This window comes from Glutamicibacter sp. 2E12 (genome assembly GCF_050030965.1).
GTDB lineage: Bacteria > Actinomycetota > Actinomycetes > Actinomycetales > Micrococcaceae > Glutamicibacter.
Genome location: NZ_CP188297.1, coordinates 1,346,195 through 1,359,808, shown reverse-complemented (window position 1 = coordinate 1,359,808; position 13,614 = coordinate 1,346,195). Strand labels below are relative to the sequence as shown.

Annotated in this window: 14 protein-coding genes and 4 tRNA genes; 11 read left to right on the top strand and 7 right to left on the bottom strand. The window is 61.1% G+C overall.

Annotated elements, in window-relative coordinates; translation table 11 throughout:
- Positions 1-26: 26 nt before the first annotated feature.
- The gene (locus ACP3TE_RS06315; RefSeq protein WP_181148871.1) at positions 27-1,478 is read right to left on the bottom strand and encodes an NCS2 family permease; all 1,452 of its coding nucleotides are present in this window, start codon (positions 1,476-1,478) and stop codon (positions 27-29) included.
- A gap of 169 nt (positions 1,479-1,647) precedes the next feature.
- Between ACP3TE_RS06315 and ACP3TE_RS06310 the strand changes: the two genes are divergently transcribed.
- Positions 1,648-2,625, top strand: a complete 978-nt coding sequence (locus ACP3TE_RS06310) for a universal stress protein (RefSeq protein WP_105657882.1) — start codon at positions 1,648-1,650, stop codon at positions 2,623-2,625.
- A gap of 78 nt (positions 2,626-2,703) precedes the next feature.
- Here the strand turns inward: ACP3TE_RS06310 and ACP3TE_RS06305 are convergent, their stop codons facing one another.
- Positions 2,704-4,434, bottom strand: coding sequence for an NlpC/P60 family protein (locus ACP3TE_RS06305; protein ID WP_426735792.1), 1,731 nt, complete (start codon positions 4,432-4,434; stop codon positions 2,704-2,706).
- Between the two features lie 778 nt (positions 4,435-5,212).
- On the bottom strand, positions 5,213-5,572 hold the full coding sequence (locus ACP3TE_RS06300; RefSeq protein ID WP_388024640.1) for a metallopeptidase family protein: 360 nt from the start codon (positions 5,570-5,572) through the stop codon (positions 5,213-5,215).
- A 150-nt stretch (positions 5,573-5,722) separates the two neighbouring features.
- On the opposite strand from ACP3TE_RS06300, the gene ACP3TE_RS06295 reads away from it, so the two are divergent.
- The 4 genes from ACP3TE_RS06295 to ACP3TE_RS06280 all read left to right on the top strand — a co-directional run bounded on the left by ACP3TE_RS06295 (position 5,723) and on the right by ACP3TE_RS06280 (position 6,181).
- Positions 5,723-5,795, top strand: a tRNA-Glu gene (locus ACP3TE_RS06295).
- Between the two features lie 55 nt (positions 5,796-5,850).
- Positions 5,851-5,924 (top strand) — tRNA-Asp (locus tag ACP3TE_RS06290).
- 49 nt (positions 5,925-5,973) lie between these two features.
- Positions 5,974-6,046, top strand: a tRNA-Phe gene (locus tag ACP3TE_RS06285).
- A 61-nt stretch (positions 6,047-6,107) separates the two neighbouring features.
- Positions 6,108-6,181, top strand: a tRNA-Asp gene (locus ACP3TE_RS06280).
- A 52-nt stretch (positions 6,182-6,233) separates the two neighbouring features.
- On the opposite strand, the gene ACP3TE_RS06275 is transcribed toward ACP3TE_RS06280, so the two are convergent.
- Together ACP3TE_RS06275 and ACP3TE_RS06270 are read right to left on the bottom strand one after the other, a co-directional pair.
- Complete coding sequence (locus ACP3TE_RS06275; RefSeq protein WP_105662680.1) at positions 6,234-7,076, bottom strand: hypothetical protein; 843 nt, start codon at positions 7,074-7,076, stop codon at positions 6,234-6,236.
- Positions 7,077-7,090: 14 nt separating this feature from the next.
- The gene (locus tag ACP3TE_RS06270) at positions 7,091-7,891 is read right to left on the bottom strand and encodes an exodeoxyribonuclease III (RefSeq protein ID WP_105657885.1); all 801 of its coding nucleotides are present in this window, start codon (positions 7,889-7,891) and stop codon (positions 7,091-7,093) included.
- 105 nt (positions 7,892-7,996) lie between these two features.
- Between ACP3TE_RS06270 and ACP3TE_RS06265 the strand changes: the two genes are divergently transcribed.
- Positions 7,997-9,049 carry a 3-hydroxyisobutyryl-CoA hydrolase gene (locus tag ACP3TE_RS06265; protein WP_105657886.1) on the top strand — a complete coding sequence of 351 codons (1,053 nt, stop codon included), beginning with the start codon at positions 7,997-7,999 and terminating at the stop codon, positions 9,047-9,049.
- A complete protein-coding gene (gene mmsB / locus ACP3TE_RS06260) occupies positions 9,046-9,942 on the top strand; it encodes a 3-hydroxyisobutyrate dehydrogenase (RefSeq protein WP_105662664.1) in 897 nt (298 codons plus the stop codon). The genes ACP3TE_RS06265 and mmsB overlap by 4 nt, the downstream gene beginning before the upstream one ends.
- Here mmsB and ACP3TE_RS06255 read toward each other — a convergent pair.
- Positions 9,937-10,440: a MarR family winged helix-turn-helix transcriptional regulator gene (locus tag ACP3TE_RS06255; protein ID WP_105658003.1), complete on the bottom strand. Its 504-nt coding sequence runs from the start codon at positions 10,438-10,440 to the stop codon at positions 9,937-9,939. The two genes, mmsB and ACP3TE_RS06255, sit on opposite strands and share 6 nt — an antisense overlap.
- 72 nt (positions 10,441-10,512) lie before the next feature.
- On the opposite strand from ACP3TE_RS06255, the gene ACP3TE_RS06250 reads away from it, so the two are divergent.
- The 4 genes from ACP3TE_RS06250 (at position 10,513) to ACP3TE_RS06235 (ending at position 12,708) form a co-directional block, all read left to right on the top strand.
- The gene (locus ACP3TE_RS06250; protein WP_133834976.1) at positions 10,513-11,655 is read left to right on the top strand and encodes an acyl-CoA dehydrogenase family protein; all 1,143 of its coding nucleotides are present in this window, start codon (positions 10,513-10,515) and stop codon (positions 11,653-11,655) included.
- A 116-nt stretch (positions 11,656-11,771) separates the two neighbouring features.
- Positions 11,772-11,975, top strand: a complete 204-nt coding sequence (locus ACP3TE_RS06245; protein ID WP_105657889.1) for a hypothetical protein — start codon at positions 11,772-11,774, stop codon at positions 11,973-11,975.
- Positions 11,972-12,412 carry a hypothetical protein gene (locus ACP3TE_RS06240; RefSeq protein WP_105662662.1) on the top strand — a complete coding sequence of 147 codons (441 nt, stop codon included), beginning with the start codon at positions 11,972-11,974 and terminating at the stop codon, positions 12,410-12,412. The genes ACP3TE_RS06245 and ACP3TE_RS06240 overlap by 4 nt, the downstream gene beginning before the upstream one ends.
- Positions 12,409-12,708 (top strand): winged helix-turn-helix domain-containing protein, encoded by a 300-nt coding sequence (locus ACP3TE_RS06235; RefSeq protein WP_105657891.1) that lies wholly within the window; start codon positions 12,409-12,411, stop codon positions 12,706-12,708. Before ACP3TE_RS06240 ends, ACP3TE_RS06235 begins: the two co-directional genes overlap by 4 nt.
- A gap of 3 nt (positions 12,709-12,711) precedes the next feature.
- Here ACP3TE_RS06235 and nadE read toward each other — a convergent pair whose 3' ends face one another.
- Complete coding sequence (gene nadE / locus ACP3TE_RS06230; protein WP_133834975.1) at positions 12,712-13,536, bottom strand: ammonia-dependent NAD(+) synthetase; 825 nt, start codon at positions 13,534-13,536, stop codon at positions 12,712-12,714.
- Positions 13,537-13,614: the final 78 nt, after the last annotated feature.

The window sequence follows — 13,614 nt, the reverse complement described above, 5'->3', positions numbered from 1 at the left end:
GACGGGGCGCCTGGAGGGCTTCGGGGCTATTTGACCCCGGCCCACATCTCAATCAGTCCGATGCCGAAGAACAGCACGAAAGCCGCGGAAACAACCCACATCAGCGGGTGGATTTCCTTGGCGCGGCCCTGCGTGGCGCGGATGAAGACGTAGGAGATGAAGCCGGCACCGATGCCATTGGCGATCGAGTAGGTGAACGGCATCAGGGTGAAGGTCAGGAAGGCCGGCAGCGCGATGCCCCAGTCGTTCCAATCGATCTTGGAGACTTGGGTGATCATCATGAAACCGACCACGACCAGTGCCGGCGCCACGGCTTCGAAAGGCACCAAGTAGATCAGCGGGCTCAGGAACATCGCGACGATCATCAGCAGGCCGGTGACTACCGAGGCCAGACCGGTACGGGCGCCCTCGCCGATGCCGGCACCGGACTCCACGAAGATCTGCGCCGAGGAGCTGGAGGTGCCGCCGCCGACGATCGCGCCGGCCGCATCCACCAGCAGGACCTTGTCCACGTTGGGGATCTGCCCGTTCTCGTCCATGGAACCCGCTTCGGAAGCCAGGCCCACCATGGTGCCCATGGCATCGAAGAAGATCGAGAGCAGGATGACGAAGGCCAGCAGCGAAGCGGCAGTGGCGCCGATCTTGCTGAAGGCGCCGAACACGCTGACCTGGCCGATCAGCGACAGGTCCGGAAGGGTCCACTCGGGCAGCGACGGAACCACCAGCGACCAGGTATTGGTCTCCATCGCGCCGATGTGGAAGACGGCTTCGAGGATGTTGGCAAGGATCGCAGAAACGACGATGCCGATCAGGATCGCGCCCTTGACCTTGCGCACCACCAGGGCCATGGTCAGCAGCAGGCCGACCACGAAGACCAGGATCGGCCAGCCCATCAGCTCTCCGTCGAAGCCCAGGCCCACCGGAACGGTGGTGTTCGCGGCATCCGGGAGGCGCTGGACGAAGCCGGCGTTGACCAGGCCGATCAGTGCGATGAACATGCCGATGCCCACCACGATGGCGGTCTTCAATCCGGCTGGAACCGCATTGAACACCGCGGTCCGGAACCCTGTGAGCACCAGGCCGAACATGACCACACCCGCAATGAGCACCAGGCCCATGACATCAGCCCAGGTCAGTTCCGGGTTGGTTGCCACGGTGATAGCGACGAAGGCGTTGACGCCCAAGCCGGTAGCCATGGCGAATGGGTGGCGGGCCCAGATGCCCATCAGGATGGTCAGGATGCCGGCGACAAATGCGGTCACCGCGGCAACGCGCTGGATGCCCAACTCGCCGCCCGAGGAATCGGCACCGGAAAGAACCAGCGGGTTGAGGACGACGATGTAGCTCATCGCGAAGAAGGTGGCGATGCCGCCGCGAACTTCGGTGGAGAACGTTGAACGCCGTTCCGAAATCTTGAAGTATCGGTCGATGCGCGCGGCCATAGCATTCCCGGACGCGGTTTGTGTGGAGGAGGACATGGAAAAATTCTATGACGTTTCGGGCGCTGATTCATATCGATCCGAGTGTCCAGTAGGCTGTACGCGAAAACTTTAGACCCAACTCACACCTAGAACTGCGGAAGCAAGTACATTGGTGGTAAGGGAAATCACATCCCGTTATATCTGAGGTAGTTGAGGAGCGAGTCTGATGAGTGACGAAGCACCAGTCGCAGCAGAGAAGATTGAAGGAATTGTCGTTGGCGTGGACGGATCCCAGCAGAGCAGATGCGCTTTGCGCTGGGCCGAACGCGAAGCGGTACGCCGCGGCAGCGTGTTGAATATCGTGTCCGCCTACACCATCCCGGTGTTCGCCGCGTCCTCCATGGACGCAGGCTACTCGACCTTGGATGACGACCTGATCCGCGGGGGAGCCGAGGACATTGTGCGCCAGGCCCGCGCAGAGCTTGAAGGCAGCACGGCGGCCATCCGCACCTATATCGAATCCGGCGACCCGTCCGGCGTGCTGCTGGACCTGAGCCAGGACGCCGAATTGGTAGTGGTCGGAACCCGTGGCCGCGGTGGCTTCGTTGGCCGCCTGCTCGGCTCGGTTTCCTCGGCACTGCCCGCGCACTCCAAGTGCCCGACCGTCGTGGTTCCGCTGGCCATGGCCAAGGAGCAGGAAGAGGCCGGTGCCGCCGCGGCGTCGAACCGCAACTGCATCGTGGTCGGCGTTGACGGTTCAGACCGCGCGCGTTCAGCGGTGCTGGCGGCCGCGGACGCGGCCATCGCCAGCGACCTGACGCTGCGCCTGATCTGCGCGGTGCCGCCGGTGGGGGCGGCGCTGGCATGGATGCCGGCGACCGTTGACCAGGAAGCCGTGCTGGAAGATGTGCGCTACCAGATGAGTGTGGGCTCCAAATGGCTGAAGTCGCACTATCCGTCGCTGAAGATGGAAACCGACGTGGTCTCCGGGCCTCCCGTCGAGGTGCTGATCCGCGAATCCGAGCATGCGGTACTGACCGTCACCGGCTCGCGTGGCCGCGGCGGCTTTACCGGGATGCTGCTTGGCTCAACCTCGCAGGGCGTCTTGCACCACTCCAAGGGCCCGGTGATGGTCGTGCCGGACTCGGATGACCCTCGCCTGGAGAACCGCAAGGACTTCGATACGCGGGCGCAGGAGCAGTGACCGCACGCCTGTAGCCAGAATGCACGAAGGCCGCACACCCACCAGGGTGTGCGGCCTTCGTGCTCGAGGGGGTGGCGCTTAGTAGCGGGCTGCCTTCGGGTAGAGGTTGTTGACGTAGCTCAGTGGAGTCACCGAGATGCCGGCGTTCGGGTTGCGAGCGTGGACGACCTGGCCGTTGCCGATGTAGATGGCTACGTGGTAGAACGAGGAACCGCCGTTGGAAGACGAGAACACCAAGTCGCCTGGGCGCAGGTTGCTCAGCGACACGTACTGCGGGGCGCTAGCGAACTGCTGGGACGAAGTACGTGGCAGGCTGATGCCGGATTTGCCGAAAGCTCGCTGCGAGAAGCTCGAGCAGTCGAAAGCATCGGGACCGTTGGCACCGTAGACGTAGTACTTGCTGGGATCATCCGCGGTCTTCAAGGCCCAGGAAAACGCTGCTGAGTAGTTGCTGCCGGACTGCGGCGCGACTTCAGGCTTCGGCTCCGGCTTAGGTTCCGGCTTTGGCTCAGGCTTAGGCGCTGGCTTCGGGGTGACCTTCGGCTTGGGCTCCGGCTTTGGCTCAGGCTTGGGTGCCGGCTTCGGGGTAGCCTTCGGCTTCGGCTCGGCCTTTTTGGTGGGTTCCGGCTTCGGCTCGGCCTTCTTGGTTGGCTTTGGCTCCGGCTTTGGCTCGGCCTTCTCGGTTGGCTCCGGCTTCGGCTCGGCCTTTTTGGTCGGCTCCGGCTTTGGCTCGGCCTTCTCGGTTGGCTCCGGCTTCGGCTCGGCCTTTTTGGTCGGTTCCGGCTTTGGCTCGGCCTTTTTAGTTGGTTCCGGCTTCGGCGCTACGGGAGGCTCAACAGCTTCCGGCTCCTCTTCAACCTTCTCAGGCTCCGGCTTGACCGTTTCCTCTTCAGGTTCGGCCTGCTCCAGCTCACGTGGCTTTTCAACCGAGAGCGGCTGAACGGAGTCTTGCTTCGTTTCGGGAACCTTGGCGGTTTCCTCTTCGGCGATGGCGTCCGCGAGAGCTTTTTCCTGCTCCTGCGTTTCGCGCTCTTCAACCGCCTGGCGAACCTCGGCCTCTTCCTTCTGCTTCAAGGTAGCGAGGTGGCCGATCAAGTCATCGCGCAGCTGCTTCTCAGGTGCGATAGCTGCTTCGTAGGTGGACAGGGTGCTGTTCGCGGTCGCTGCGGCTGCGTCATAGTTGGCTGCAGCTTCTTCGGCGGCGTTCTGTGCCGCATCAGCATATTCCTGCCAAGCCGAAACGAGGCCTTCGGCCTCGGTGGCGGTGTTGACGGACTGGACCTTCTGTTCGCTCAACGCGTCGATGGTAGCGGCCTTGTAGAACAGGTCGCCTTCCTGGTTGTCATCAAGGAGCAGGCTCAGGGTCGAGGTGCCTGCACCATTGCGGTAGATATCCGAAGCGATAGCACCCAGATCGTTGCGGCTCTGCTCCAGGTAAGTCTTTGCGTACTCGAGCTGTTCTACAGCCTTCTCGGCCGCAGCGGTGCGCAGATCGCGCTCTTCGCCGGCGGTGAGCAGGGATTCCTGAGCCTGAGCGGCCTCAGTTTCAACGCGCTTCAGTTCGGCGCGGCTGGAAGCCAGGGAAGCTTCGATGCGCGCGATCATCGCGTTCGTCGAAGCCTTATCCTTCTTTGCGTCCTGGACCTCTGCGTCCGAAGGTAGCGCGGAAGCGCTAGGTGCGGCAGCGATGGCCACAGACTGAGGAAGCAGAGCTGAAGTAGATGCGGAAGCGGGCAAAGCGCCTGCAATGCAGGACACCGCTAGGGCTAGGGTGCTTGCAGCAACACCGAGCGTGTGGCGAGTAGCCATATCGTTCCTCACTAAGTACTTGGATGACGCGGAGTGCGTGAGTCGTGACCTTCACCGATGAGTAGGTCACGATTCGGATAAGACTCCAAATAGCACATTAGGCCAATTAAGACACGCTTGGCAACACTGTTCACATCAGTCACATGAATCCCATTCGTGTAATTCGCCTGGGTATTCGGCGGTGATCTGCGAAGATAGTGGCATTTGGGATCTGTGTGGCTGATCAAGAGTGGCTGGGAAATTACTCAGACATATATCTCGCCTCGTTACCAAGGTATCGATTGTCGTGAAGCTTGGGTAACGTGCCGGAGGGGAATGTGCGGCTGCAAAAAAGGTTTGCCTTTAAAAGTGAAGGTACTCCGGGAGGGCGCAAAGCTCTGCTTCGCTGGGTCTGCCTCGGAGGCGCCGGCTCCAATGGCGAAATCCTCTTGAAGGGGTGCGGTGCCGTGCTCCCAATCGGGATCACCTCGCTGCCCTTGGTGGCGGAGGGGCCCAGAGCTGCTGGGTGGACAAGGGCAAGGGACATGCCAGGTTCCTCCGGCTGGCTGCACCTGATCACGCCCGGATAAAGCAGCCGCTAGCGGGGCAACGGGAAACCGACCGGCGCGCCAGTCGTTGCGAAACGGCTTTTGGGCGGCTTGCCCGCCGGTCGACTGGACCCGGATGGCGATTCCAAGCGCCACGCCTGTGCTTTGGGTCTCTTTCGACCTCGACGCGACCACTGTATTCGAGTATTTTTGTGAGGCAGATCTCAAAAGAAGATTCTGCGGATTTGGGGCTATGACCACCCTAAATCGTGCAATTTTGCGTCGTCGATTCCGAAGTGATGGGCCACTTCGTGCATCACTGTAATCCCAATTTCCCGCACTACATCTTCACGTGTTTCGCAGGCTCGAAGCGTCGGATTCTTGAAGATCGTTATGCGGTCGGGAAGTGCGCCCGTGCCCCAGTCCAGGTCCCGTTCCGTGAGTGCAATACCCTCGTATAACCCCAGAATTTCAGGGTTTTTGGGTTCTCCTGGAAGCGGCTCATACTCGTCTTCGATGAAGAAGATGACGTTGTCCATCATGGCGAATGCAGCCTCCGGAATGGCGTCGATGGCCTGCTCGACCAGGGTCTGGAATTCGTCGTCATCCATCTCAAAAAGCATGCTTCCAGACTAGGCCCGCGCACCCGATTTGGCATGGGTGAAACTCGTCCAGGTGCCGATTTTGCAAAAGCAAAAAACACTGCGTATAGTTATTGGAGTCCGCTACGGAGAAGCAAGAAACCGAAGCGAACAACTTAGGCCCCCATCGTCTAGCGGCCTAGGACACTGCCCTTTCACGGCAGCGGCACGGGTTCGAATCCCGTTGGGGGTACAAACAACCATTATGTGGTTGTCAGATGGAGAAATCCATTGGCTTGCGAAAGCAAGGCCCTGTAGCGCAGTTGGTTAGCGCGCCGCCCTGTCACGGCGGAGGTCGCGGGTTCAAGTCCCGTCAGGGTCGCTCAATTTACTATTTCAATAGTAGATTTGGTGTCCACTTAGTGGTACCAGGCTCTGTAGCTCAGTTGGTAGAGCGTTCGACTGAAAATCGAAAGGTCACCGGATCGACGCCGGTCGGAGCCACGCAGGCCCTCGGTTTATCCCGGGGGTTTTACTGTGTGACTTGAATTTATTCAAAGCACTAGGCCCTGTAGCGCAGTTGGTTAGCGCGCCGCCCTGTCACGGCGGAGGTCGCGGGTTCAAGTCCCGTCAGGGTCGCACACTAAACAGAAGCTCCGGATTCCGGGGCTTTTGCTGTATCCAGGGGCAGTTAGTTCGCGCGGCCAAGATGCCGCGGTCCAATCCAGCGATTGCTCAGCCGGCGATATGCGGCGGCGGCGCTAGTCATGTCCTCGTCTTCCAACGCCTGAATGCCGTGCATCAAGTCGTTCGCGGAATCATCGGGCCACACAATTTCTGCCAACAGGCCATAATCCAGTTCAATGACCGATCTGTTGTCGAAGGATTCCAGCCATCCGCCAAGGCTGCCCAGCTCCTCGAAGAGCTGCGACTGCGGCGCATGGGATGCCAGCGCTTGGACTGCCCAAGCCAGGCGGTCAATGGCTTGTTCGAAGGTGGCGTACATGCGAACCGTCTTCAGCTGCTCACCGCTGTGAACCAGCTCGTGCTCGTCGTCCTCGCGGAAGAGGGCAAACCAGCCCAGCGGGATGCCCCATGAAGAGGTCCTCGTGTGAAGATGGGTCAGGTCATTGGCCAGGCGGTCGGCATCAACGCGTTGTGCGTTAGCCTGCCGCGCTGCCGGCGGTACCAGCAGGTCGAAAACCTCGGCCCGCATGGCTTCTTCGGCTTGTTCGGCAGCGAGCAGGCTGCGTGCCTGCAATTGCCCCGGGCAATAGCGCGTGTGCTCGGCCCCTTGGTAGTCCAAGGACTTCACGCTGCGGAAGAATTCCGGCTCATTGTGCGGGAACGGGTCGGAGACATGGCGCAGGGTGCGGCTCCACAGCCGCTCGTTCTCGAAGTCATCCCACTGCTCCGCGGTGCGCCGCGGGGTACGCAGGATGATGGACTGGGCCCAATCCTCGAAAGCATCCAGCGGCTCGTAGACGCGCAGGTGCGCTGTAGCTGCGGTCAGCTCTGCGGCGGGCCCAATCATCTTTGCCGCCATGACTAGTCGGCCAGCTCCACGATGACCGGGGCGTGGTCGCTGGCGCCCTTGCCCTTGCGTTCTTCGCGGTCAATGCTTGCGCCGGTTACGCGTGCGGTGAGCGCAGGCGAGGTGAGCGAGAAATCGATGCGCATGCCTTCGCCCTTCGGGAAACGCAACTGCGTGTAATCCCAGTAGGTGTATTCGCCTTCGGTGTGCGGGCGCACGACATCGGTGAAGCCCAGCTCCTCGAAGGCAGCGAAGGAGGCGCGCTCTGGCGCCGAGACGTGGGTCAACTTGTTCTCGAGGAAGAAGTCGATATCCCACACGTCTTCGTCCTTTGGCGCGATGTTCCAATCGCCCATCAAGGCAATCTGCGCCTCGGGGTTTTCCGCCAGCCATCGGGCGGATTCCTGCTTGAGCACATCCAGCCAGTTCAGCTTGTAGCCCATGTGCTCATCATCCAACGCGCGTCCGTTGGGTACATACAGGCTCCAGACACGCACTCCGCCACAGGTTGCCGCGATGGCGCGAGGCTCCTGGATCGGATTCTTGCCGGCCTTGCCGAATTCCGGCTGCCCGGGGAAGGTGCGCTCAACATCCTCGAGGCCAACGCGAGAAGCGATGGCAACGCCATTCCACTGGTTGACTCCGAAGTGCGCTACCTCGTAATCGTTGTTCTCGAACAGTTCCCAGGGGAAATTGTCGTCTTTGCACTTAGTTTCCTGGATAGCCAGGACATCTACATCGGTACGTCGCAGCCAGTCCTCAACACGGTCGGCGCGGGCTCGCAGCGAGTTCACATTCCAGGTTGCAATCTTCACTAGTTCAACCTATCAAGTTTGCTGTCTTGTGCCACTTCAATTTAGTTGGAAGTCCGAGTATATTCGACACTAGTAGGTGACCTCAATCACTCAAAGGAGAGTCTGTTGCCTGAGATTCTGACCGAACGCCGGGGGCACCTGGGGCTCATTACGCTGAACCGGCCGAAGGCCCTGAACGCCCTCAACGCGGACATGTGCCGCGACTTCCTCGACGTGCTGCTGGAATGGCGCGATGACCCGGATATCGCTCAGGTAGCGGTTATGGGCGCAGGGGAGCGCGGCCTGTGCGCCGGCGGGGATATCGTGGCGATCTACCGGGATATCTTGGACCGCAGCGGTGCTTCGGCTGACTTCTGGCGCATTGAATACCAGCTCAACGTCCTGATCGACGAGTACCCCAAGCCGTACATTGCGCTCATGGACGGAATCGTCCTTGGCGGCGGCATCGGCATCTCGGCGCATGGCAGCCATCGCATAGTTACCGAAACCAGCCGTTGCGGCATGCCGGAAGTCGGTATCGGATTCTTCCCGGACGTAGGCGGAACGCATTTGCTGGCGCGTGCCCCGCATGCGGCCGGACGATTGGCGGCATTGACTGGAATGAAATTCGGCGCGGCCGACACCATCGCTTTGGGCCTGGCCGACTCGTATGTGCCCGAGGCCCGGATCCCCGACGTGCTCGCAGACCTCGAGGTCCAGCCGGCCGCGTCGGTGCTGGCCAGCTATGCCGAGACTCCGGAGCCTGGCTTCCTGCACGAAGAATGGGTGCAGGCCTTTGGCGAGGCAAGCACCCCAGCGGTCATGCGTGCACTGGAGCTGCACGAGTACCCGCAAGCCCAAGAGGCGTTGAAGGCATTGGGCGCCGCCTGCCCGAGCTCGGTGCGCTTGGCCGAAGAACTGATCCACCTGGCTGGAGCGGATTTGAGAAAAGACCTGCAGCGAGAGTATCGGGCTGCCGTTCACCGGCTTGATGACCCCGATTTCGCCGAGGGGATTCGCGCCGCAGTCATCGACAAGGACCGCACCCCGCAATGGACGGAAGCAGTCCCGGGGCTAAGCCCGGGCCAGCGCACGCAACGGCATTTGGAGCCCCTGTTCGGGGCAGAACTAACTTTCGCACTGCTCGGTGAAGATCTAGCGGAAAAGAGCCACTCATGAACGCAAAACCAGTTATCGGATTCCTGGGCATGGGCCATATGGGATTGCCCATGGCCATCAACCTGCACAAGGCAGGCTACCGGATCAAGGGCTTCGACGTGGTTCCTGATGCGGTGCAGGCCGCCCGAGAAGCAGGCATCGGCACCGTGGCTACCGGAGCCGAGGCGGCCGCCGGCGTGGACATCGTCATCACGATGTTCCCTTCGGGCAAGCACGTGCTCGATGCCTACCGCGAATACCTGCTCGATAGCGCCAAGCCCAATACGCTGTTCCTGGAGTGCTCCACCATCGACGTAGCGCAGGCCCGTGAAGCGGCGCAGCTTGCGGTCTCCGCGGGGCATCGAAGCGCCGACGCTCCGGTGTCCGGGGGCGTGGTCGGGGCAGAAGCGGGGACTTTGACGTTCATGCTCGGTGCGCAGGCCGAAGATCTCGGAGAGATCACCCCGCTGCTGGAGCACATGGGCAAGCGGATCGTGCACTGCGGCGGGTACGGCGCAGGCCAGGCCGCCAAGGTCTGCAACAACATGCTGCTGGGCATCTCGATGATTGGCGCTGCCGAGGCCTTCGTGCTCGGAGAACGGCTGGGCTTGGAGCACCAGGCGCTCTTCGATGTCATTTCCTCCGCGTCGGGGCAATGCTGGTCGGTCACCACCAATTGCCCGGTGCCCGGACCTGTGCCTGCTTCCCCTGCCAATCGCGATTACCAGCCAGGATTTGCCGCAGCGCTGATGGCCAAGGACCTCGGCCTGGCAGCTAGCGCGCTGGAGCATACGAGTACCGATGCCCAGCTCGGCTCCCTGGCCGCAGCGCTGTACCGCAAGTTCAGCGATGAGGGCGATGCGGGAACCGATTTTTCCGGGATCATCAACGCGATCCGCGACGGATCGCTATAGGAAGTCCCCGGAGGCCTTGCGGAATCGGGCCAGGATCTCGAAAATCTCGGTGGCGTCGGTGCCGGAGAGATCGCTCTGGGCAAAGAGCTTTTCGTTCAGATCGCCGCGGGCCGCTGGCAGCACTTGCTGGCCTGCGGCCGTGAGTTCCAAAAGGCGGGTGCGGCCGTCGGTCGGGTGCGGGATGCGCCGCACCAAACCGGTAGCTTCCAGGCGGTCTACCGAATTGGTCAGGCTGGTGGCGTGGACCTGCAGGAGCTGGCTGGCTTGGCTCATGGGCAGGGAGCCGCGCTTGGAGAAACCGAGCAAGGCGAGTACTTCGAATCGCGCAAAGGTCAGCCCGTGCGGCTTGAGGATGGCATCGGCTCGCTGCAGGTAAATCGATGCCGTGCGCATCACCGCGGTAATTGCGGCCATGGAGTCGGCCTCGGCTGACCATCCATGGGAAATCCATTGTTCCCTGGCTTGCGCGATTGGATCGCGTGAGAGCGGAGAAGTCATGTGCATACCCCCAAAAGAAGACTTAGTCCAACAATATACTTGGACATCCTATGGTTTGGAAGGAATCCCCGGATGGACCTCTTGAATGTGGCCGGAGAACTAAGTGGAACCGAACGGCAGCGACTGCTTGGAATCAGGCAGGTAGCGCAGCATCAGGTGCGCAAGCAGTCCGTTGGCTATTGGGACCGCGAAGAATTTCCGACCGAGCTGATTGGAAAACTGGCCGAACTCGGACTGGGCGGATTGCAGCTGGGGGACAGCTCGCATTTGCTGCGGGGGCTGATCCATGCAGAACTCGCCCGCGCCGATATTTCAATCTCATCCGTGGTCGGCATCCACAACGAACTGGTGCTCGGGATGATCCGCGATTTGGGGTCGGAGGAGCAGCGCGAGCAGTGGCTGGGCAAGCTCGCCGGCTTTGAAGCCTACGGCGCATTTGCGCTGACCGAACCGGAACATGGATCGGATATCGCCGGCGGCATACGGAGCACCGCGCAGCGCGACGGGGACCAGTACGTTCTGAACGGGGCCAAGCGGTGGATCGGCATGGGCACCTTCAGCGATTTCGCGCTGGTCTGGGCCAAGGACGAGGAAACTTCGCAGGTCGGGGCCTACCTCGTTGAAGCGGACCGCCCTGGATATAGCGCTTCCAAGATCGAACACAAGATCGGGCTGCGCAGCATGCAGAATGCGGATATTCGGCTGGAGAATGTGCGGATTCCCGTCGCGAATAAGCTTCCAGGGGTGACCAGCTTCGCTGCGGCAAACCAGCTATTGATGCAATCTCGCGCGTGGGTGGGGTGGCAGGCTGTCGGCGCGATGATGGCAACGCTCGACATCTGCAGCGAGTACGTCGCGCAGCGCCAGCAGTTCGGGCAGCCGCTGGCCGCTTTCCAGTTGATTCAGCAGCCCCTGGCCGAAATTGCAGGCAACCTGAGCGCCTGCCTTTCCATGATGGGCGATATTGCCCGCAAGCAAGAGCGCGCGGAATTGCACATGGTGGATGCGGCAATGGCGAAGTCCACTGCCACCCGCCTGGCGCGGGATTCGGCCGCCTTGGGCCGAGCGATGCTTGGCGGCAATGGCATTGTGAGCGATTTCGAAATGGCCAAGGTCTTCTGCGATGTCGAGATTCTCCATACCTATGAAGGCACCTATGAAATCAATTCGCTGATTGTGGGACGTGCCCTGACCGGAGTCAGTGCCTTCGTGTAGCCGGGGCATCCGTCCGTTGGAATCTTTCCAGCTAATTCATAACAAGTACTTTCCAAAGCGGAAAGCACTTGTTATGGTTGGGGAACTCGGAAGATCAAAGCCAAAGGAGCAGGACAATGAAGATTCCATTCAGCACCTGGTACACCATCATCACCGTTGCGGCAGGTCTGGCCTTCGCGGCAATGGCCATGACCGCCTATGCCACGGGCAACAACTCCCTGATCTTCATTGGCATGGGCTTCTTCATGGCAATTTGCATGACCATGACGTCCGTCTACGCACAGCGCCAGCAGAAGGCTCGCAAGGCGGCCAGCAAATGAGTTCCGGCAAGAAAATGAGCCCTGAAGAGCAACTGGCCGCCCTGGGGTTGGCGCAGCAGGGAATGCAGCGTGCCGCCGGGTACGGAGCCAAATTGCTGGGCACCTATTGCATCATCTTGGGAGTGCTCATGGGCGGCCTGGCTGCTCTGCTGCAGGTCTTTCGTCCCGATGCGGATTTTATCGGCTTCATCGTCATCATGGCGTTGTTCTGCGTATCCGTTGCAGCGATGTCCTTGGCTTACGGGAAGCTCTACCGCTCGCTGCCGCGCGGGCATTCCAAGATGTATCTTCGGGGGTTCATTGCGAGCATGGTGCTTTACGCGGTGGCAGTGGCCTTGCTCGGGGCGGGACCCATGGGCTGGGGCGCCATCGCGTTGATCTGGATTATCGTTGCCGCGCCGTTGTTCCTGACCGGAATTGCGATGGTGCGCAAGTGAATGCCCATGCTCGCGAACGGCTCAACGACGACTTCTCCAACCCGGTACGGCTTTCACTGATGGGCTCCTTGCAAGCCGTGGACGAAGCCGATTTCAAATCCTTGAAAGAAGCCATCGGCATTTCGGATTCGGTGCTTTCCCGGCATCTGAGCGCACTGGAAGCCGGCGGTTACGTGCAGATCAAGAAAGGGTATGTGGGCAAAAGGCCTCGTACCTGGGCGAAGCTGACTTCAGCTGGGCAGGAGGCCTTTGCGCAACATGTCCAGGCGCTGAAGGAAATCACCGGCTTGGGGTAATCCTCAAGCGCGCCACCATTTGTCCCAGTAGGTGGCCGGTACGGTGCGCTTGTGCCGGGATCCCACGAAGCGCCTTTCGATGACCTCGGCCGCCGCAGGGTCAATCTCGCGGCCTTCGAGGTAGTCATCAATCTGCGGATAGGTCAGGCCAAGTTCCTCTTCATCTGCGCGCAGCGGCTGGCCGTCCAGCAGGTCCGCGGTAGGCTCCTTGGCCCACAGCAGCTCAGGAGCCTGCAGCTCGCGCAGCAGTGCCTGGTTCTGGCGCTTATTCAGCCCGGCCAGGGGCAGGAGGTCCGCTCCGCCATCGCCGAACTTGGTGAAGAAGCCGGTAATCGATTCGGCCGCGTGATCGGTGCCCAGGACCAGCATCCCGCGGTCCCCGGCCATGGCGTACTGCATGATCATCCGGGTGCGGGCCTTGAGGTTTCCGCGGTTGAAATCGCTCAGCGCCAGGTGGCCCGCATCGGCCAGGGCTTCATCGAAAGCGGCGACAGGCTTTTGGATGTTCACCTCGAACTGTTCGTCGGCAGCCACGAAATCCATGGCCGCTTCCGCATCGGCCGCATCCTTCTGCACGCCATGCGGCAGGCGCACCGACACGAAGTGCGCCTCGCCGCCGGATTCGCGCACCTCTTCGACGGCCAACTGGGCTAAGCGCCCAGCCAGCGTTGAATCGATGCCGCCGGAGATGCCCAGCACGAAACCCCGGGCGCCGGTAGCGGCCAGATAGTCCTTGAGGAAGTCGATACGACGGCGAATTTCGTCGGCCGCGTCGATTTCCGGGCGCACGCCCAGCTCTTCAATGATCTTTGCTTGCAGTTCACGCATGCTTCTAATCCTAGGCATGAGCCCTCGCCGTGCGGTACCGCTGCACAGGCTGGGAACGAAAGTTTAATCTGTTCTCAA